The organism is Haloimpatiens myeolchijeotgali (assembly GCF_042688525.2).
GTDB lineage: Bacteria > Bacillota > Clostridia > Clostridiales > Clostridiaceae > Haloimpatiens.
The window spans coordinates 2,553,082-2,574,301 of record NZ_JBHWAB010000001.1 but is presented as its reverse complement, the minus strand read 5'-3'; the positions used below and the strand labels follow the sequence as shown (position 1 = coordinate 2,574,301).

Here is a 21,220-nt window from a genome sequence, read left to right as displayed (position 1 = left end):
GCATTATGAAAAAACAAGACATAATGACAACCGTTGGTTTAATAGCTGGTTTTCTAGCTATTACTATGGGAATAGTAACTGGTGGAGAAGGTTCAATAGCTGTTAAGCTAAAAACTTTTTTCGATATAGGATCTATATTTATAACTGTAGGTGGTTCTTTTTTCGCATTATTAGTAAATTATCCTTTAGGACAAATTAAAAAATTAATGAAAATAAATATACAAGCTTTTAAAGAACCAAATGTGGATGGTGCCGATAATATTGCTAAATTTATCAATTTATCTAGAAAAGCTAGAAGAGAAGGTCTTTTATCTTTAGAGGATAGTATACAAGAAATTGATGATACTTTTCTAAAAAAAGGACTACAAATGGTGGTAGATGGTATTGAACCAGAAACAATAAAGGATGTTATGGAACTTGAAATATCTGAAATGGAAAGAAGACACAATATGGGAGCAGGTTTATTTAAATCTTGGGGAGCTTATGCACCAGCTTTTGGTATGATAGGTACTCTTATTGGACTTATACAAATGCTTGCAGGAAATATGAGTGATGCTTCAGCGTTGTCTTCAGGAATGTCAAAAGCACTTATTACTACTTTTTATGGTTCTTTAATGGCTAATGTAGTACTTAATCCTATAGCAGCCAATTTAGGATATAAAACTGAAATTGAAGTATCTAATAGAGAAATGATGCTTGAGGGAATTCTTGCAATTCAATCTGGTGTAAATCCAAGAATAGTAGAAGAAAAATTAATTTCATATTTACCACCAGAAGGAAGAAAAAAATATAGCGAAATTCAAGCTTCAGGAGATGGGGTAGTGCAAGATGTCTAGAAGAAATAAGAAAAGGATGGATGATGGTCCAAAAGGCGATGATTGGATAGTAACATACTCTGATACCATTACACTCTTGTTAACTTTCTTTGTTCTTTTACAGTCAATGTCTACTGTTGATTCTTTTAAATTTAGACAAATGGCAGCAGCAATTCAAAGTGCTTTAGTTGGTGAATCAGGTAGAACAATTTTAGATTTAAATCCTGAAAATGGAGAAGTACCAATTGTTGGACAACCACTAAAAACTGCAGCAAAACCAGGAAATGATACAAAGGCTATGTATGAAGAAATACATGCTTATGTACAGCAGAGTAAAATGAAAGGAAAAGTTCAAGTTGTACAGGATCAAAGAGGAGTATTATTAAGACTTAGAGATAATGTATTATTTGATACAGGAAAGGCTGATATTAAGTCAGAAAGTAAAGAGATTTTGAATATAATTACTAATATGTTTTTAAAATTTCCACAAAGTAATATAATTGTTGAAGGACATACAGATAATGTACCAATAAATACATATAAATTTCCAAGTAACTGGGAGTTGTCTACTGCTAGAGCAGTTAATGTATTAAAATATTTTGTTGAAACAAATAAGATGAATCCAGGAAGATTTACAGCTGCTGGTTATGGTGAGTATAGACCTATAGCATCTAATAATAGTGATTCAGATAAAGCTAAAAATAGAAGGGTTAATATAATTATAACTAGTCCAAATTCACAAAATAAAGGAGAGACAAAATAAAATGAGTGGCGATAAAACTAAGAAAAAATCAGGTATATTAAAAATTGTGATACTTGTAGTTGTAGTTGCTTTAATTGCAGGAGGGTGTGTATTTGCAGGATTTTGGTTTGCATCAAGAAATAATTCATCTTCTAGTGCAATAAATACCAAAGGTTCAGTTAGAGAAGTTGTACAAGACAAAAATTCATACCAATTAGGAGACTTTTTAGTTAATTTATGCGATGATGATTCTAGAAGATATTTAAAAGTGGATATTTATTTAGGATACCCAAAAAGTAATAAAAAATTAGGAGAAGAGTTAGAAACAAAAAAACCAATTATAAGTGATATTGTAAATTTACATTTAAGATCAAAGAAAAGTTCTGAAGTAAATAATACAAAAAATATTCAAGCACTAAAGAAACAGCTTATTGATAAAATAAATACACAACTTGTAGACGGACAAATCACTGATGTGTACTTTAATAAAATATTAATTCAATAGGATGATATATAATGGATAAAGAATTTATTACAATGTTGTTGAAACTTATAGTTATTCTTCCTCCAATGCTTTTAACGATATATTTAGTTTTAAAGTTTGGAGGAAATAAACTTCAAGATTTACAAAATGGAAAGTATGTGAAAATTTTTGAGAGAGTTCAATTGTCAAAAGAAAATAGCATTTTAGTGGTCAAAATAGGAGAAAAAGGGTATGTAATATCTAATACAGCTCAAAAGGTAGAGATATTACTTGAAATTAGTGATGAAGAACTTGCAAAAATTGAATTAACAAAAAAAATTCCTCAGTATAATAATTTTCGTGAATTATTTCAAAAACTTAAGCAAAAAGGAAGGGTATGATGAAGAAAAAAACAAATTTACTTCTTATAGGGTTTTTAGCATTAATAATTATATCGTTAACTGCTGTGCAAGTACAAGCGGCACCCAATACTAAACTTCCTATACCAAAGATAAATATATCAGTAGATAATTCAAATACGCCGCAGCAATATGTAGATAATATTAAATTACTCATAATGCTTACAGTTTTAACTCTTTTACCATCATTTATTATAATGATGACAAGTTTTGTTAGAATTGTTGTTGTATTTTCGTTTTTAAAAAGTGCCATGGGTGCCCAACAATCCATTCCAAGTCAAGTGCTTATTGGACTAGCATTGTTTTTGACAATTTTTATAATGGCACCAACAGCTTCAAAAATAAATAAAGAAGCTATTCAGCCCTTTTTAAATAATAAGATAACTCAGGAAGTAGCTTATGAAAAGGGAACAAAACCGTTAAAGCAGTTTATGCTTAAACAGACAAGAAAAAAGGATTTACAATTGTTTAAAGAAACTGCAAAAATTGATGAAAAAGTACAGCCTATGGATATGCCTGTATATAGTGTAATACCAGCTTTTATGATAAGCGAACTAAAAAGAGCTTTTGAAATGGGATTTTTACTTTTCATACCATTTTTGATTATAGATCTAGTAGTGGCAAGTATATTAATGTCAATGGGTATGTTTATGCTTCCACCGGTTATGGTGTCACTACCTTTTAAAATATTATTGTTTGTTATGGTTGATGGATGGTATTTAATTGTTAAGTCATTAATTTTAAGTTTTAAATGAGGTGATATAGTTGACAGAGAATATGGTGGTTGCAGTGCTTAAAGAAGGAATTCAAACAGCACTAATGGTTTCAGCACCAATATTATTAACAGGTGTAGCGGTAGGTTTACTTATAAGTATTCTGCAAGCAACTACACAAATACAAGAACAAACTTTAACATTTGTTCCAAAACTTATAGCAGTAGCTATAGTTGGTCTTATTACTGCTCCTTGGATGATACATGTAATGAATGGTTTTACTAGTAGAATATTTGAACTAATTATAAATATAGTTCAGTAGGTGGGATAAACTTTGATAGATATAGTATATTTTACAGCAATAATATTTGTATTCCTTAGAATTATGTCTATGTTTATAGCAGCGCCAGTATTTTTTCCTAAGGGCACTCCCAAAATGGTGGTTATAGCTTTTTGTTTAATATTATCTTTTATACTTATGCCTGGAATTAAGTATTCAAATATAAGTAATATAAATAATGGTGCGTATTTTTTTATGTGCTGTATAAATGAGATTTTTACTGGATTAATTCTTGGTTATATTATAAAATTCTGCTTTTTTGCTGTGCAGATGGCAGGACAATTTATTGATATGCAAATAGGTTTTGCTATGATGAATATGTTTGATCCTCAATCAGGTTCAAATGTAACAGTACTTGGAAGGGCTATGTATTGGATTAGTCTTGTATTATTTTTTATAGTTGATGGACACCACATGCTTATTAAAACACTTATTGAGAGTTTTAATACAGTAAATTTAGGGAATTTAATTTTAAACCAGCAGTCTTCAATGCTTGTAATACAGTCATTTGTTTCTTTTTTTACAATAGGTTTAAAAATTGCATTGCCAATTTTATTGGTAATAATTATTACTGATTTAACATTAGGTTTAGTGGGAAGAACAGTTCCACAGCTTAACATAATGATTTTAGGACTTCCAATAAAAATAGTTATTGGGCTTTTATGTGTATCATTAGCTCTTCCAATGACGTTTGATTTTATAATTTCTTCATTTGATAAGTTGCCCCATATGTTTAGACAAATTTTTAAACTAGCTCCTGTTTTAATTGTATTTGCATCTGAAGATAAAACAGAAGAAGCTACACCTAAAAAAAAGAGGGATGCTAGAAAAAAAGGTCAAATAGCTAAAAGTAAAGAGTTAGGTTTAACTCTTACGTTATTAGCATCTACTTTAATTATATTAGTTTTGGGGGAATATGTAGTAAAAAATTTAAGTTCTAATATGATAGCTTTTTTAAATACATATATGAATACACATATAGATTCAAATAGTTTAAGGTCAATAATGGTAACAGTTATTTTAAGAATGGCTTTAGTAATATTGCCAGTTGCAGTACCAATTATGATATTCGGAATTGCAGCTAATTTATTGCAAACACGATTTTTATTTACTACAGAAACATTAAAACCTGATATTAAAAAGTTGAATCCTATAAGTGGTTTTAAGAAGATTTTTTCTACAAGAACGTTAGTAGAATTAGTTAAGGATTTAATTTTGATTAATATTGTAGGGTTTATTGGATATAAGTTTTTGATGAAAAACTATGGATATATTTTAAAGTTAGGTAATTTAAGAATTAATGCTTTGTTTGGTGAAATTAATAATTTATTTGTAGAAATATTTTTCAAAATAACTTTAATAATGTTAGTTATTTCTCTTGCCGATTATATTTATCAAATATATCAGCATAATAAAGATTTGAAGATGAGTAAACAGGAGGTAAAAGAGGAGTTTAAACAGGATGAAGGAGACCCACAGATAAAATCTAAGATAAAACAAAAACAAAGAGAAATGGCTTCAAAAAGGATGATGGAAAGTGTTCCAGATGCAACAGTAGTAATTACCAATCCAACACATATATCAGTTGCTCTTAAATATGATGAAATGCAAAGTAGTGCACCTGTTGTGGTTGCAAAGGGACAAGATAATGTAGCGTTAAAGATAAAAGAAATTGCTAAAGAAAATGAGGTGCCTATAATTGAAAATAAGCCTCTTGCAAGACTTATGTATAAAGAGGTTGATATAGATTCAGAGATTCCAATGGAGATGTATGAAGCTGTAGCAGAAATTCTTGCAATAGTATTCAAATTGAAGACAAAAAGATAAAGGGTGATTGATTTGGAACAACATGGTAAGTTTGCTAATGGTTTAAAAAATAATATTGATATTATTCTAGCATTTGGTGTAATGCTGATAGTATTAATGATGATAATACCTGTGCCTACACAAATATTAGATGTATTAATAGCTCTTAATATAACTATTGGATGTGTAATAATGTTATTAACTATGTTTACTACAGAAGTTCTACAATTTTCAGTTTTCCCCACATTGCTGCTTATTACTACACTATTTAGATTAGGATTAAATCTATCTTCTACTAGATTAATACTTAGTGAAGCTAATGCAGGGAAAATAATTCAAGCCTTTGGAGGCTTTGTTACAGGAAATAACTATGTAGTTGGAATAATAATATTTTTAATTTTGATTATTGTACAGTTTGTTGTTATTACAAGTGGTGCAGGTAGAGTATCAGAAGTTACAGCTAGATTTACATTAGATGCTATGCCAGGAAAACAGATGAGTATAGATGCAGATTTAAATGCAGGACTTATCAATGAAATGCAAGCAAAAGAAAGAAGAAAGAAACTTCAAATGGAAGCAGATTTTTATGGAGCTATGGATGGTGCATCTAAATTTGTAAAAGGGGATGCTATAGCAGGTATTGTAATTACACTAATAAATATAATAGGTGGAATAATTATTGGTGTTGTAATGATGAAAATGCCGGCAGGAGATGCTGCTAAAAAGTTTGTAAGTCTTACCATTGGAGATGGACTTGTAAGCCAGATACCGTCGCTTTTAATATCTGTAGCTTCAGGTATACTTGTTACTCGTTCTTCTAATGAAACTAGTTTTGGTAAACTTGTAGCTAAACAATTAACAGGTTTCCCAAAGGTTTTGGGTATTGCTTCTGCAGTATTGTTTTTCCTTGGAATTATTCCAGGATTACCAACAGCAGTATTTCTTATTTTATCTGGTGCAATAGGTTTTGCAGCATATTTGCTTTATAAAGATGAAAAAGAAAAAGTTATTGCTCAAATGGAAAATGAAGAAGCAAGAAATTATTGAAACTGAAAAGAGAGAACCTGAAAATGTTGCAAATCTAATACAGGTAGAACCTATGGAAATAGAAATAGGTTATGGACTTATTCCTCTTGCAGATGAAGCATCTGGTGGAGATTTGCTTCAAAGAATTGCTTCTGTAAGAAGACAGTGTGCAATAGAAATGGGAATTATTGTACAACCAATTAGGATAAGAGATAATTTGCAGTTAAATACCAATGATTACTTGGTTAAGATAAGAGGTACTGTAATCGAAAAAGGCCAAGTAATGCCGAGCATGCTTTTATGCATGGATCCTGCTAGTGAAGACATTGAAATTGAAGGAATAAAAACTATAGAACCTACATTTGGTCTTCCCGCAGTTTGGATAAACAAAGATCAAAGAGAAGATGCAGAAATAAAGGGATTTACTGTTGTTGATCCGACAACAGTTATGGTTACACATTTAACAGAAACTATTAAGTCTCACGCATATGAGCTTTTAGGAAGACAAGAAACTAAGATTATTATAGATTCTGTAAAAGAAAAATATAATACTGTTGTAGAGGAGTTAATTCCTGACTTAATGACTATTGGTGAAGTGCAAAAGGTCTTACAGAATTTATTAAAAGAAAAAGTACCAATAAGAGATATGGTTACAATAATGGAGACTTTAGCAGATTACTCTGTAAATACTAAGGATGTTGAAGTGTTAACTGAATATGTAAGATTTTCTCTTTCAAGAACAATATGTAACCCACTATTAGATGAGAATAGAGCTATTATAGTAGCTACTTTAGATCCACATATAGAAGAGTTAATGGCAAATAATATACAAAAATCTATGCAGGGATCATTTCCAGCTATAGATCCTGATACTACTCAAAGAATGTTTAACTCAATAAAAAATATATTGGATAATGTATATTTTAATGAAAATCAACCAGTTTTTCTTGTATCTCCAAAGATACGACCAGCATTTAGAAAACTTACTGAGTTAGTTTTCCCAAATGTAGTTATTCTTTCAATAAATGAAATACCAAATGATGTGGAGATTAAAACAGAAGGAGTTGTTACTCTACAATGAAAGTAAGAAAATATGTTGTAAAAGATATGAATGAAGCTGTTAATAAAATTAGACATGATTTAGGACAAGATGCTGTAATAATAAATCAGAGAAAAATTAGAAAACCAGGTATAGCAGGATTTTTTTCTAAAAAACTCATTGAAGTAACGGCAGCATCAAATAATTCCAATAAAAATGTTACTGATAAGAATACACAAGATTTTAAAGATAGCTTAGAGGCTATTAGAAAGGCAGTTAGTAAAAGGTCAAATATTTCAAATAAAAGTGAAGATATAAGTAAAATAAATCAAGTTGAAAAAGTTGAAAAACAAAACTTTAAGATAATGCAAGATGGTGTGAAGGAAAAAAATACTTCAAATGAATTATTACAAGAAATGCAAGAGATGAAAAATATCTTAAATAGTTTGGTAAAAAAAGAAACAATATCTACAACTGATAATGAATTAATACAAAAACTTAAAGAACTTGATATTGATGATGAATGTATTGAGTATATTAATAATAATATTAATAGTATTAAAGATGATATAGAAGATGAAGAAAAAATTAAAAAAGTAATAGCACAGATGTTAAATACTTGGGAAGAGAAAACTACTGGGGTAATGGTATTAGTAGGTCCTACTGGAGTAGGAAAAACTACAACAATAGCAAAACTTGCAGGAAGGTTATCCCTAATTGATAATAGGAAAGTAGGATTAATAACTGTAGATACATATAGAATAGGTGCAGTTGAACAGTTAAAGACATATGCAGATATTATGAATATTCCATTTAAAGTAGTATTTAATATTAGTGATATGGAAGGTGCAATAGAAAGCATGAAAGATTGCGATGTTGTATTAATAGATACTACGGGAAGAAGTAGTAAAAATTCAATGCAAATTTCGGAGCTTAGGGCATTTATTGCAAAAGCAAATACAGATAATATACATTTAGTAGTTAGTTCTACAACTAAAAACAAAGATATTTTGCCAATTATTGAAGGATATAAAAAATTGAATTTTAATAACGTGATAATTACTAAATTGGATGAAACAACAACATATGGGTCTATACTAAATATTTTACGATTAGCACAAAAACCTCTTAGCTTTGTGACAACAGGACAAAATGTCCCAGATGATATTAAGAATATGAATTCTTCTGAACTTTGTAAACTTATTTTGGGAGAGGATAGTATATGTTAGATCAAGCACAAAGATTAAGACAATTGGCATTAAAAAGAAATAGCCATCAACAAGAAAATAATGATAAACCTAGAATTATTACAATAACTTCTGGTAAAGGTGGAGTAGGAAAAAGTAACATAGTAGTTAATTTGGCTATACAAATTCAAAAAATGGGCAAAAAAGTATTAATTTTTGATGCTGATATTGGTATGGGAAATGATGATATATTAATGGGTTTTTTGCCTAAATATACAGTGTTTGATATAATATTTAAGAATAAAGAAATAGAGGAAATAATAATAGAGGGACCAGATGGAGTTAAGTTATTGCCTGGAGGAACTGGAGTAACTAAGGTAGAAGACTTAACTAATGAACAACGAAATAGATTTTTAGATAAATTAAATAGTCTTAGAGGATTTGATTATATACTAATGGATACAGGAGCAGGAATAAATAGAAATGTATTAGGTTTTGTTGCAGCCTGTGAAGAACTTATTGTGATTACTACTCCTGAACCAACTTCTTTAACTGATGCATACAGTTTAATGAAAGCTATTAATCATTTTAAAATAAAAAATGAAGCTTATATTATAGTAAATAAAATACTTAATGAGGATGAAGCCAATAGAACATTTAATAAATTTAAAAATGCAGTTGATAAGTTCTTAAATATGAAAATTTACTATTTAGGTAAGGTAGCAGAGGATAAAAAGCTTATTCAAGCAGTAAGAGAACAAAAACCTTTAGTTGTTCAGTATCCTAATTCATATGCAGCAAGAGACATAAAAATGATTGCTAAGTGTCTTATAGGAAATAATAAAAGTGACAAAAGTATAGGAATTCAGGGGCTATTTAAGAAAATATTTAACATCTTTTCATAAAGTGTTAAGGGGGATTAGTAGTGCAAAAAAAAGACTTTATTGTAAATAACAAAGTAAAAATACAACTAAATGATGAAGAATATTTAAGTAATGTACAAGATGTAAAAGATGAATATATTGGAATAAGTATTCCTGTAAATAATGGTTCGTATGTATCATTATCAGTAGGAAGTAGGGTAGATGTTGTTTACTATGAGGAACGATGTTTGTATGAATTTACAACTAGAGTTATTGGAAGAAGAAAGGATAATATTCCGATAATATTATTAGCTTATCCTGAAAATATTAAAAAGGTACAAAGAAGAAGGTTTGTTAGAATTAATCACCTGCAAGATATAAAATTTTTAGAGATTGATTCAGATGTGAACAATAATTTAGTGCAAGATTTTTATGATGATAAATGCAATGATGTTCATAAAGCCATATTAGTAGACATTAGTGGAGGGGGATGTAGGATTAATACTAGCTATAATATTAATCTAAATGATGATATCCTTATAAAAATGCCTATAAAAAAGAGAGAAATGGTTATTAAGTGTAAAGTTGTTAGAGTAGATAAAGGTGAAGATGGTTCAAATATTTGTGGAATTATATTTTTAAACTTATGTAATAGAGAAAGAGAAGCAATAATTCAATATATTTTTCAAATTATGCGTGAACAAAGGAAAAAGGGTATAAAAGAAAGTTAAAGGAGGATACGAAAATGGCCATGCCCTCTAAGAAACGAGAAGAGATTGTTAAAAAATATATACCATTAGTTAAATATTTAGCGTCAAGAGTAATTATCGGCAAAACAAAATATATAGAGTATGAAGATTTAATAAGTTATGGTATGCTTGGACTTATGGATGCTATAAGTAAATTTGATGAAAGTAGAGGAATGAAATTTTCAACTTATGCATCTATAAGAATAAGGGGTTCAATGATTGATGAGCTTAGAAGAAATAGTCCTATATCAAAGGGCGCTATGGACAAATTAAATAGATATAATGATGTAATTGAAAAATTTCAAAAAACTAATCTTAGAGAGCCAAATAAAATTGAAATAGCTAGGGAATTAAAGGTATCTCTTAAAGAATTAAGCAATATAGAAAATTACGTAAATTACATTTCTGTTGTTTCTTTAGAGGAACTGATTTTCTCAAAAGATGATGATATACCGCTTAAAAGTGCAATTGAAGATGAAGCTAGTCCTAATCCATTAGAAAAATTTGAAAAGAAAGAGCAAATTGAGTATCTTGAAAAAGCAATAGATATGCTTAAAGAAAAAGATAAAACGGTATTATCTCTATATTATTATGAAAGATTAACGCTAAAACAAATAGGACAAATACTTGGAGTATCAGAATCACGAGTTTGCCAGCTTCATGGAAGAGCTATCATACATTTAAGAAATAATTTTAAGAAACTTAAATACTTTTAACCATAAATATATTATAATGGAAGTGGAGTTGTGCATATGTCATTATTTTTGATTATTATTGGTGTTTTACTTATACTTATAAATGTAAGGACAATAAAGAAGGAAAAAAATAATTTTAAAAGTACATATGATTTTAAGAAAGAAAATTTAAAAGATTATCAGTTAGAAATAGGAAAATTGAGAAGTGAACTTTCCGAAACTATTTTAGAAATTCAAAAAGAAATTGAATACTTAAAGACAGAAGTAGAAAATAAAAAAAATACAAGTGAAAATTTAGAAACAAAAGATGTAGAAATTCAAGTAGATAATAGTATTAATAGAAGACATATTGATGAGATAATAGAAGATGATAAAGATATAAAACATAATGATAAAAAAGATGATTTAGAGATTTCTAACAAAAGTGTAAAAGTTTTAGAAGTAGATAAACTTTTACAAGAGGGAGTATCCATAGATGAAATTTCAGAAAAATTGGATATAGGTAAGGGGGAAGTACTATTAATAAAGGAATTGTACGCAAAATAAAGAATATATTTGATTTTTTGTGTGATAGAAAACTAATTATAGGAATTGGTATAGGGATGATTATATCTTCTGTAGTTATGACAGGAGTTAAAATAAATGCAAATTATGATAAATCAGTAATTGAACAAAAAGCTAGAGATTTAGGTATGCAGTATCCAGATGAAATGAGAGTCATAAGAGACAAGGAGGCAAAAACAAAATGATAAGGGGATTATATACTGCCGTTTCAGGACTTATATCTGAAGAGGCTAGACAACAAGTTATTACTAATAATTTGGCAAATGCTAATACTAATGGATATAAAGGTGATGATTTAAGAGTTAAGGATTTTAAGGAAGTAATGCTTAACAATTATGATAAGGTAGTTAATGGTAAAAATGTAAGACAGGAATTAGGCAATTTATCTATGGGTAGTAAAATTGATGATGTAATAACTAAGTTTACTCAAGGACCAATTACTGAAACTGGTAAGAAAACAGATTTTGCAATTGATGGTAAAGGTTTTTTTACAGTGGAAGGTTCTAATGGAAAAAGATATTATACTAGAGATGGCCGTTTTCATGTGGATATCAAAGGAAATTTAGTAGACAATAATGGAAACTCAGTTTTGGGAGTTAATACTCAAACAAATAATGTAGAGCCTGTTAATGTAGGAAATAGTAAAATTCAATGTGATAGCTTAGGAAATATATTGTTAAATGGAAATCAGAAGTATAAGTTTCAGTTTGCTAATTTTGAAGAGGGTCAAATAAAGAAAGTTGGAGACAATTTATATACATCGAATGCTCAGCCAAGTGCTGGAAATGTTCATGTAAAACAAGGATATGTTGAAAAATCTAATGTTAATGTTATAAATGAAATGGTTGAAATGATGACTACTATGAGAAATTTTGAATCTAATCAAAAAGTAGTACAAACAATGGATGAAACTTTAGGAAAACTTATAAGTCAAGTTGGAGATGTACGATAATATAGAGTAGGTGGTGTAGTTTATGCTTAGAACATTTTGGAATTCTAAATCAGCAATGAATTCTATGCAAACTAAGTTAGAAACAATTTCAAACAATTTAGCTAATGTAAATACTACAGGATATAAAAAAGTTGATGTAAATTTTGAGGATCTTTTACAAGAATCTCTTGATAGAAAAGGATATCCAGTGTCAAAGGGAGGAGTACGTAATCTTCAAACAGGAACTGGAGTAAGAGTTACAGATATAACAAGAGATTTGTCAGAAGGTAATTTAATGCCAACTGATAAAAAAACAGATTTTGCAATAGATGGAGATGGAATATTTAAGGTTTACCGTCAAGATGGTACAGCTGCTTATACTAGAAGTGGTGACTTTAATATTAATCCAAATGGTAAATTAGTAGATTATAGTGGAAATAGAGTTAGTATTTTAGATGAAAATGGTAATGAAATAAGTGATAAAGTAGTAATATCAGAAAAGAACTTTATTATGGATGAAAAAGGTAATATATATCAAAATGAAGGGGAAAGAAGAGTAAAAGTTGGTACTATAGGTGTATATACTGCTCTTGGTGATAAATCTTTTAAATCTATAGGCAATAACTTATATGTTCCAGCAAGTGATGATGTACAAGTAACTAGAAGTAATAATTGTGATGTTCTTCAAGGATTTTTAGAACTTTCCAATGTAGATTTAGGACAAGAAATGAGTCAATTGATTATGACACAAAGAGCTTTTCAATTGAATTCTACAGCTCTTAGAACTGCAGATGAGATGTGGGGAATGGCAAATAATCTTAAAAGATAATATATTTAAAAGATAATACATAAAAATAAGACACGGGAAACCGTGTCTTATTTTATTGAATTTATTGCAGAAGTCAATGGTGGAATTATTTGTTTTTTTCTTGACATAACGTCAGGTAAATATATAAAGGAATCCGTTAAATTAACATTAAAAGCCTTTTCAACAATTTCTTTATGGTTACCTATTACCAAAAGTTCAGAGCCTGCATTGAATATGTCTGTTACCATTAAAATTAGTAAATCAAAATTTTCATTTTTACATTTTTTATTCATTAAGTCCATCATAGAATCTTTTACAGGAATAAAACTTTCTATATACATAGTTCCAATTTGTGAAACACCAATTTTAAAATTATTTATGTTAAATATTTTAAAGTCTTGATTAAATATTTCATGTGGTGTTTTACCTTCTAATGAAGTTCCAGCTTTGAAAAGTTCTTTTGCAAAGGCATCTATATCTATATTTGCTATTTCAGCTAATCTATTTAGCATTAATTTGTCTACACCAGTTGAAGTTGGAGATTTTAGAAGTAGAGTGTCTGATATAATTGCAGAACATAAAAGACCAGCAATTTTTTTTGAAGGTCTTATTCCATTTTCAAAAAATATAGTAGCTATGATTGTTGAAGTACTACCAACAGGTTCATTTCTAAAATAGATTGGAAGACCAGTTTGTATATCAGCTATTCTGTGGTGATCTATTATTTCTAGTATATCAGCATCATTTAATCCATCTACTGATTGAGTCTTTTCATTGTGATCAACTAGTATAACTTTTTTCTTATTTTTAGAAATTAGATGATAACGAGATATAGTACCAATTATTTTTCTGTTTTTATCTAATATTGGATAACTTCTATATCTTGTATCAAGCATTATATCTTTTATCTCATCTACAAAGTCTTCTGTTGAAAAGCTTATTATCTTATCTTTAGTCATAACGTAGTTAATAGGTATACTTTGAATTATTAATCTAGAAGCTGTAAAAGTGTCATAAGGAGTTACTATTATAGAACATTGATTTTTTTGTGCTAGTTTTATAATAGTATCTTTAACAATATGATTTCCAGATATAATAATTAAAGAAGCCCTACAATTTATTATGCTCTTTTGAGCATCTTCTCTATTACCACATATTACTATATCACCTTTTTCAACTACTTCTTTAATATGGCAAGGTTCCATTGCAGCTACCATGATTTTTCCGTTGAATTTTGGATTTTCATCATTAAGGTATATAGGTTTTGCACATAAAGTTTCTAATATATTTTCTAGTTTTGTATTGCTTTTTGATAATATATAATTATCCCATACATCCATATAACTAGAAGTTAAATTTGAAACTGATACAAGTCCTAATAGTTTATCATTTTCATCAATTACAGGTAGAGTTTTAACATTATGTTTTTTCATCATATTCCATGTCATTTTTAAAGAAATTTCTGGTGAAATAGGAATTGCATTATCAATGTCTAAATCAGATACCTGAGTTTTAACTGTTTCTATTAGTTTAGGAGGCTCTACATTAAAATAATCAAGGGCAAATTGAGTTTCTCTAGTTACTTCTCCTAATCTTACAGGAATTGCTTTTTTGTTTGAAGTTTTATTTTTAAATTCTGCATATGCTATGGCAGAACATATTGAGTCAGTATCAGGATTTTTATGTCCTGTAATATATATTACATCATTCATTAGTACGTTTTCCTCCTTAATGTCGTTAAACTAACTTTCACATATATCATTTATTTATGATAAAAGTTATTTTTATTCTGCGAAAATTGAGTCGTTAATAAATACATTATACATTGTACCTCATTATTTCAAAATAATAAATGTTTTTTTCATATAGATGGGATTTAGTTCATATATTACTATAGGCAAGAAAGTTCAAAGAACAAAGGTATCCTTGGAGGTGTGATATAAGTGATTAATGAAAAAGATTTAGTGCGAGGACTTACAGAAGATGAGGTTGAAAAACGAATAAAAAGTTATGGTTTAAATAAATTGAATAATGGGAAAAAAGTGTCACCAATTGGAATTTTTTTAGAGCAATTTAATGACTTTATTATTTGGATTCTTATTGGTGCTACAATAATTTCAGGCTTTATGAATGAAAAGGCAGATGCTATAACTATACTTATAATTGTAATAATGAATGCAGTCTTAGGTTTTATACAAGAATATAAAACAGAAAAATCTTTAGAGGCATTAAAAAAACTTGCAGCACCAACAGCTAAGGTGAAAAGAAATGGAAAATTAATGGTAGTTAATGCAGAATACTTGGTGCCAGGAGATATCATTATTTTAGAGAGTGGAGATAGAATTCCAGCAGATTGTGAGCTAATAAAAAGTAATAATATTATTGTAGATGAGTCACTTTTGACAGGAGAATCTGTAGGTGTTGAAAAAAGTTTAAATGGCAAAAATAGAAGTGTATATATGGGGACTATTATTTTAACAGGAAAAGGAATGGCAAAAGTCTTAGGTACAGGTATGAATACGGAAATGGGCAAGATAGCTCATATGCTTGATAATATTGAAAATAAGAAATCACCACTTAAAGAAAGACTTGCACATTTAGGAAAAGTATTAGTTATTCTTTGTCTTGTAGTTTGTGCGGCTGTAACTATTATGGGAATTATAAGAGGACAAGATGCATATCAAATGTTCTTATTAGGTGTTAGTCTTGCTGTTGCAGCCATACCAGAAGGATTAGCAGCAATTGTTACAGTAGCTTTAGCATTAGGAGTTTCTAGAATGCTTAAGAGAAACACTCTTGTTAGAAAGCTTCCTGCTGTAGAGACATTGGGATGTACTTCTATAATATGCAGTGATAAGACAGGTACATTAACTGAAAACAAAATGACTGTAAAAGCTATTTATTTTAACAATAAAATGTATAATTTAGATAAAGAAGATATTCCACAAAATGACAAGCTCGTAAAGGCTTTTACATATTGTAATGACTGCAATTTTGATTTTAAAAATAGGAAATTAGACAAATCATTATTTGGTAATCCTACTGAAACAGCTCTCATAAAGGCTTTTTTCAAGGATACGAAGAGTTTAGAGAAGTTTGTAAAAGGTGGGGAAAGAATACGTGAGATTCCTTTTAATTCGGATAGAAAGATGATGTCTGTTATTATTAAAGAAGGAATTAAATGTAATTCTTATGTAAAAGGTGCACCAGAAAGAATAATTGAAAGATGTAAATATATATTAGTGAATAATGAAGTTAGATTATTTAGTTCTAATTATAAAAAACAAGTTTATGATTCTGTTGAAAAAATGTCATATGATGCATTACGATGTATTGCTGGAGCTTATAAAGAGAAGGTAGAAAATAAAAAAAATATGGAAAATGATTTAATTTTTGTAGGTGTTGCAGGTATAATAGATCCTCCAAGAAAAGAAGTTAAGGATGCAGTATTAAAATGTAAGGTAGCAGGAATCAAACCTGTTATGATTACTGGAGATCATAAAAATACGGCATATGCCATAGGAAAGCAAGTTGAAATATGTAATGATATAAATCAAGTTATAACAGGTAAAGAACTAGATGCATTATCAGATAAAGAGTTAGAAAAGAAAATAAATAAAATAACAATATTTGCAAGAGTAAATCCAAATCATAAATTTAGAATTGTTAAAGCTTTTAAGAAAAAGGGACATATTGTAGCAATGACTGGTGACGGTGTAAATGATGCCCCTGCAGTTAAAGAAGCTGACATTGGAATATCTATGGGTGTATCAGGAACAGACGTTACAAAAGAAGCATCTTCTATGATATTAATGGATGATAATTTTGCCACAATAGTTTCTGCAGTAGAAGAGGGAAAAGTAATTTATAATAATATAAGAAAGTTTATACGATATTTGCTCTCATGTAATTTAGGTGAAGTTTTGACTATGTTTTTATCATCATTATTTTATTTAGAAACTCCTCTTTTACCAATACAAATTTTATTTGTAAATTTAGCTACAGATGGACTTCCAGCCATTGCATTAGGTGTTGATCCTAAAGATGAAGATATTATGTTTGAAAGACCTAGAGAAAAAAATGAAAGTGTATTTTCAAGAGGATTAAAAGAAAAGATTATGTTAAGAGGTTCATTAATTGGTATATGTACTATATTATCTTTTTTAGGTGGAAAACTATATGGAATGGATTTGGCAACGTGTAGAACTTTAGCATTAGGTACGCTTATTATGTCTCAATTGATTCATGTTTTTGAATGTAGATCAGAGAAACATTCTATCTTTGAGATTAAATTATTTACTAATCCTTATTTAGTAGGTGCAGTTATGGTATCTATTGCAATGCTTTTACTTATTATATATATACCATTTTTACAAAAGGTATTTCATACAATGCCTTTAAATTTAGGACAGTGGTTAATTATAATATTTTTCTCAAGTATAATTTCATTTATAAATAGTGTATATCTATTTTTTAGACATAAAAAATAGCACGTAGTACGTGCTATTTTTATTTTTATCTTAATTTCTTTTGATTTTGCGCTTTTATTTTTTGAACTTTAGGTATTCCACCGTCTATCGGTACTAAGCTGTTTTTAGTTGTCATATTCAAGATGTTTACTACTTGAATACTTTCTCTGTTTTCTTTACCTTTTTTACCTTTTAATCCCTGTACAATTACTGAATGACCTTGAGAAATTTTCATGAAAGGTGGTTTTTTGAACCAACGATTCTTTTTATATTCACATTTTGAAATTGATCTGCTTCTATCAGGTTTTACAACAAGAGAAACTGTTAGTTTATGAAAAATCCATAATATACTTTTTTCATGTATTTTTATGGAAAGAACTTTCCCTTGGACTTGTGTAAGTCTATCAGCGTATTTTTTTAGATAAGCTTCTGTATAACGTTTAGAAAATTTTTCTTTAAATCCCATAATGTTACTACTCCTTTGCCCTATAATTTTTAGTATATACAATTTGTATAATTATATTATGCCATTACAATATTTATTATTAATATCTAAAATAACATTTAAAAATAGCATTTTTAGATATATTATAACATAGAGTATGTTATTTTAAAATATTAATACTGAGAAAGATTTGATTATATATAAATTTATTTTGAAAATAAATTTAATAATTTATGGCATTTACTTAAATAAAATGTAAAAATATGATATTATAGTTAATAGAATAAAGATAAAATTTTAACGATTTAAAAAATTCAAAATATTTAATGATTTCAAAGTAAAGGAATGATAGTATGTGTTTGGCAATACCTTTAAAAATTATAGAAATAGATAAAAATAAAGCTTTAGGAGAAATTAATGGATTTAAAAAAGAAATAAGAGTAGATATTGTTCCGAATGTTAAAATTGGAGATTATGTTATGGTTCATGCAGGGTTTGCTATTGAAATAATAGATGAAAAAAATGCAAATGATATCATGGAAGCAGTGAATGAAGTTAATGAGGCAATGGAGTAGACAAATATCTTTTATAGTGGCTTAAGTTTGGAGGAGAGTGCTTTGTATAATAGTGTTGATTTTGAATATGCAAAGAGAGTAATTAAAAAAATAAATAAATACAAAGAATCTGTTAATATTATGGAAGTATGTGGCACACATACAATGGCAATAAGTAAGTATGGGCTTAGGAGTGTACTAAATTCAAATATAAATTTAATATCAGGTCCAGGATGTCCAGTATGTGTTACACCTAACATATATTTGGACTATATTTATGAGCTTTCATTAAAAAAAGATGTAATAATTGCATCTTATGGTGATATGATACGTGTGCCCGGAAGTAAACCGTACATAACCTTAGAAAAAGCTAGAGCACAGGGTGCAAATATTAAAATAGTGTATTCAAGTTTAGATGCTTTAAAAATAGCCAAGTCAAATAGAGATAAAAAGGTTGTTTTTTTAGGTATAGGGTTTGAAACTACAACACCTTCATGTGCTGTTGCAATTTTAGAAGCTGTAAAAAATAAAATTGATAATTTTTATTTAATATCTCTTCATAAATTAGTAGAACCTGTAATGAAAGTACTTCTTGAAGATGAGAGCATTAAAATTGATGGATTTATATGTCCAGGTCATGTGGGTGCTATTATTGGAGAAGAAGGTTTTCAATTTTTAAAAAGTTACAAGTGCCCTGGAGTTTTAACTGGATTCCAGTTAGAAGAAATAGTAAATGGCATATATTTACTCATAGATGATATAAAAAATAAAGGATGTAAAGTTCAAAATGCCTATAGTAGTCTTGTGAAATGTAAAGGTAATGTAACTGCTAAACAATTAATAAATAAAGTTTTTGAGGTAAGAGATGATTACTGGAGAGGAATGGGATTAATAAAAAACAGTGGATTAAAATTAAAAGAAGAGTACAAAAATCATGATATAGAAGAAATTTATCCATTTAACTTTAAAGAAAAGTACACTTTTAATGGGTGTCAGTGTGGAGAAATACTTAAAGGTAAAATAAAACCAAATCAATGTGAATTGTTTGGCAAAGCATGTACACCAGATAACCCTATAGGGCCTTGTATGGTTTCTTCAGAAGGAAGCTGTGCAGCATATTTTAAGTATCAATCAATTTTGACAAGTAAATAGAACGGAGATGATAAACATGGAAGAGATAATTTCTATGTCTTATGGAAATGGAGGAAAAAAAACATCAAAATTAATAAATGAGTTGATAGTTCCTAAATTAAAAAACGATGAACTTAAAAAATTAGGGGATGGGGCTTTATTAAATATTTCAAATGAAATAGCTTTTTCAACGGATAGTTTTGTAATATATCCTTATTTTTTTCCTGGAGGTGATATTGGAAAATTAAGTGTATGTGGTACAGTAAATGATTTGCTAATGTGTGGGAGTATACCGAAATATTTAAGTTTATCTTTTATACTAGAAGAAGGATTTAAAATAAAGGAACTAGAAGTAATTATTAACTCTATACAAAAAGTGGCAAAAAAAATAGGTGTAAAAGTAGTTACAGGAGATACAAAAGTAGTAGATAAAGGACATGGTCATGGGATATACATTAATACAGCTGGAATAGGAGAAAGAATAAAAGGATTACAATTAGGTAAACATAAAATAGAAATTGGAGACAAAATTATTGTAAGTGGAAGTGTAGGAAATCATGGTATTTCTATTTTATGTAAGCGAGAAAATTTATTAGAGCAAAACATATTATCGGATTGTGCTCCTTTAATAGATTTAATTGATATATTACAAGAATACAAAGATGACATAAAAATTTTGAGAGACCCTACTAGAGGAGGGGTAGCTACTACATTAAATGAATTTGTGGAAGATATGAAATTTTCTATAGAATTGAAGGAAGATAAAATACCAATAGATTCTGATGTGAAGATGGCTGCAAATCTTTTGGGTTTGGATCCTCTTTATAGTGCAAATGAGGGGAAAGCTTTAATTGTAGTATCGAGAGACGCTTGCGATGAATTGTTAGAAAAATTAAAAGAGAAACAAATATTCCAAAATTCTGAAATTATAGGAGAGGTCGTTGATTATGTTGAATCTAAAGTTATATTAGAAGGCAAATTAGGAGGAAAAAGAATATTGGATAAATTGAGTTATGATATTCTTCCAAGAATATGTTAATAAAAACAAGAAAGGAGAGGGAGCATGAAAAAGCCTAAAATTATACAAATATCTAAAGATGAAATCATTCCATTAGCACAAAAAATGTTAGAAGAAAAAAGACGACTTGTTATAATGAATGGCTATGTAGATAAAGAAGGAAATAATATTATAGTATATAACTATGAAATAGATGATAGGTTAGTAACATACATGTGTAAGGGTGAAAAAAAATTACCTTCTATAACACATATTTATGGAGGTTCTGCTCAGTGGTGTGAAGAAGAAATTTGTGAAATGATGCCAATAGATTTTGAAGGACTAAAAAAAGGTGATAGATTATTTTTACCTGATGATTTTGACGGGTCCGGTCAGATATTAGTTGTACCTTTGAATGAGTTAAAAAAAGGTGAGAAACAGGGATAACATACAAGAAAGGAGAA

At 28.6% G+C, this 21,220-nt stretch carries 22 protein-coding genes and 1 pseudogene; 21 read left to right on the top strand and 2 right to left on the bottom strand.

Translation table 11 applies throughout. The features are described from left to right. Positions 1-5: 5 nt before the first annotated feature. From ACFIJ5_RS11520 to ACFIJ5_RS11445, 16 genes and pseudogenes are all read left to right on the top strand, one after another. A complete protein-coding gene (locus ACFIJ5_RS11520) occupies positions 6-836 on the top strand; it encodes a motility protein A (RefSeq protein WP_379807142.1) in 831 nt (276 codons plus the stop codon). Beyond that, entirely contained in the window at positions 829-1,578 is a 750-nt protein-coding gene (locus ACFIJ5_RS11515) for an OmpA family protein (RefSeq protein WP_379807140.1), read from the top strand. Before ACFIJ5_RS11520 ends, ACFIJ5_RS11515 begins: the two co-directional genes overlap by 8 nt. 1 nt (position 1,579) lies before the next feature. After that, positions 1,580-2,062 carry a flagellar basal body-associated FliL family protein gene (locus ACFIJ5_RS11510; RefSeq protein WP_379807138.1) on the top strand — a complete coding sequence of 161 codons (483 nt, stop codon included), beginning with the start codon at positions 1,580-1,582 and terminating at the stop codon, positions 2,060-2,062. Between the two features lie 11 nt (positions 2,063-2,073). Then, a complete protein-coding gene (locus ACFIJ5_RS11505) occupies positions 2,074-2,421 on the top strand; it encodes a flagellar biosynthetic protein FliO (protein ID WP_379807136.1) in 348 nt (115 codons plus the stop codon). Further along, the gene (fliP, locus tag ACFIJ5_RS11500) at positions 2,421-3,194 is read left to right on the top strand and encodes a flagellar type III secretion system pore protein FliP (RefSeq protein WP_379807134.1); all 774 of its coding nucleotides are present in this window, start codon (positions 2,421-2,423) and stop codon (positions 3,192-3,194) included. Before ACFIJ5_RS11505 ends, fliP begins: the two co-directional genes overlap by 1 nt. Positions 3,195-3,204: 10 nt before the next feature. Continuing rightward, a complete protein-coding gene (fliQ, locus tag ACFIJ5_RS11495) occupies positions 3,205-3,474 on the top strand; it encodes a flagellar biosynthesis protein FliQ (RefSeq protein ID WP_379807132.1) in 270 nt (89 codons plus the stop codon). Between the two features lie 12 nt (positions 3,475-3,486). Then, a complete protein-coding gene (locus ACFIJ5_RS11490; protein WP_379807130.1) occupies positions 3,487-5,319 on the top strand; it encodes a fused FliR family export protein/FlhB family type III secretion system protein in 1,833 nt (610 codons plus the stop codon). A 12-nt stretch (positions 5,320-5,331) separates the two neighbouring features. Next, positions 5,332-7,405, top strand: a pseudogene (gene flhA / locus ACFIJ5_RS11485) (flagellar biosynthesis protein FlhA). Continuing rightward, the gene (gene flhF, locus ACFIJ5_RS11480) at positions 7,402-8,592 is read left to right on the top strand and encodes a flagellar biosynthesis protein FlhF (protein ID WP_379807128.1); all 1,191 of its coding nucleotides are present in this window, start codon (positions 7,402-7,404) and stop codon (positions 8,590-8,592) included. The pseudogene flhA and the gene flhF overlap by 4 nt, the downstream one beginning before the upstream one ends. Then, positions 8,586-9,455, top strand: a complete 870-nt coding sequence (locus tag ACFIJ5_RS11475) for a MinD/ParA family protein (RefSeq protein ID WP_379807126.1) — start codon at positions 8,586-8,588, stop codon at positions 9,453-9,455. The genes flhF and ACFIJ5_RS11475 overlap by 7 nt, the downstream gene beginning before the upstream one ends. Positions 9,456-9,475: 20 nt before the next feature. Beyond that, on the top strand, positions 9,476-10,144 hold the full coding sequence (locus ACFIJ5_RS11470; protein ID WP_379807124.1) for a flagellar brake protein: 669 nt from the start codon (positions 9,476-9,478) through the stop codon (positions 10,142-10,144). 14 nt (positions 10,145-10,158) lie between these two features. Next, positions 10,159-10,878 carry a FliA/WhiG family RNA polymerase sigma factor gene (locus ACFIJ5_RS11465; RefSeq protein ID WP_379807122.1) on the top strand — a complete coding sequence of 240 codons (720 nt, stop codon included), beginning with the start codon at positions 10,159-10,161 and terminating at the stop codon, positions 10,876-10,878. A 36-nt stretch (positions 10,879-10,914) separates the two neighbouring features. Beyond that, positions 10,915-11,403 (top strand): hypothetical protein, encoded by a 489-nt coding sequence (locus ACFIJ5_RS11460; RefSeq protein WP_379807120.1) that lies wholly within the window; start codon positions 10,915-10,917, stop codon positions 11,401-11,403. Positions 11,404-11,420: 17 nt separating this feature from the next. Continuing rightward, positions 11,421-11,606, top strand: coding sequence for a hypothetical protein (locus ACFIJ5_RS11455; RefSeq protein WP_379807118.1), 186 nt, complete (start codon positions 11,421-11,423; stop codon positions 11,604-11,606). Beyond that, positions 11,603-12,373, top strand: a complete 771-nt coding sequence (locus tag ACFIJ5_RS11450) for a flagellar hook-basal body complex protein (protein WP_379807116.1) — start codon at positions 11,603-11,605, stop codon at positions 12,371-12,373. Before ACFIJ5_RS11455 ends, ACFIJ5_RS11450 begins: the two co-directional genes overlap by 4 nt. A gap of 22 nt (positions 12,374-12,395) precedes the next feature. Next, positions 12,396-13,181, top strand: coding sequence for a flagellar hook-basal body complex protein (locus ACFIJ5_RS11445; RefSeq protein WP_379807114.1), 786 nt, complete (start codon positions 12,396-12,398; stop codon positions 13,179-13,181). 47 nt (positions 13,182-13,228) lie between these two features. Here the strand turns inward: ACFIJ5_RS11445 and ACFIJ5_RS11440 are convergent, their stop codons facing one another. Beyond that, positions 13,229-14,872, bottom strand: a complete 1,644-nt coding sequence (locus ACFIJ5_RS11440; RefSeq protein ID WP_379807112.1) for a putative manganese-dependent inorganic diphosphatase — start codon at positions 14,870-14,872, stop codon at positions 13,229-13,231. A gap of 234 nt (positions 14,873-15,106) precedes the next feature. On the opposite strand from ACFIJ5_RS11440, the gene ACFIJ5_RS11435 reads away from it, so the two are divergent. Continuing rightward, complete coding sequence (locus tag ACFIJ5_RS11435) at positions 15,107-17,650, top strand: calcium-translocating P-type ATPase, PMCA-type (RefSeq protein WP_379809597.1); 2,544 nt, start codon at positions 15,107-15,109, stop codon at positions 17,648-17,650. A gap of 25 nt (positions 17,651-17,675) precedes the next feature. Here the strand turns inward: ACFIJ5_RS11435 and ACFIJ5_RS11430 are convergent, their stop codons facing one another. Continuing rightward, entirely contained in the window at positions 17,676-18,095 is a 420-nt protein-coding gene (locus ACFIJ5_RS11430; RefSeq protein WP_379807110.1) for a hypothetical protein, read from the bottom strand. Positions 18,096-18,427: 332 nt separating this feature from the next. Here ACFIJ5_RS11430 and ACFIJ5_RS11425 point away from each other — a divergent pair, with 332 nt between their 5' ends. The 4 genes from ACFIJ5_RS11425 to ACFIJ5_RS11410 are packed head-to-tail and all read left to right on the top strand — an operon-like array spanning position 18,428 to position 21,203. After that, positions 18,428-18,649, top strand: a complete 222-nt coding sequence (locus ACFIJ5_RS11425; RefSeq protein ID WP_379807108.1) for a HypC/HybG/HupF family hydrogenase formation chaperone — start codon at positions 18,428-18,430, stop codon at positions 18,647-18,649. Between the two features lie 42 nt (positions 18,650-18,691). Continuing rightward, positions 18,692-19,780, top strand: a complete 1,089-nt coding sequence (gene hypD, locus ACFIJ5_RS11420) for a hydrogenase formation protein HypD (RefSeq protein WP_379807106.1) — start codon at positions 18,692-18,694, stop codon at positions 19,778-19,780. 16 nt (positions 19,781-19,796) lie between these two features. Continuing rightward, positions 19,797-20,798, top strand: a complete 1,002-nt coding sequence (hypE, locus tag ACFIJ5_RS11415) for a hydrogenase expression/formation protein HypE (protein WP_379807104.1) — start codon at positions 19,797-19,799, stop codon at positions 20,796-20,798. 24 nt (positions 20,799-20,822) lie between these two features. Next, positions 20,823-21,203: an NADH-quinone oxidoreductase subunit C gene (locus tag ACFIJ5_RS11410; RefSeq protein ID WP_379807102.1), complete on the top strand. Its 381-nt coding sequence runs from the start codon at positions 20,823-20,825 to the stop codon at positions 21,201-21,203. Positions 21,204-21,220 lie beyond the last annotated feature (17 nt).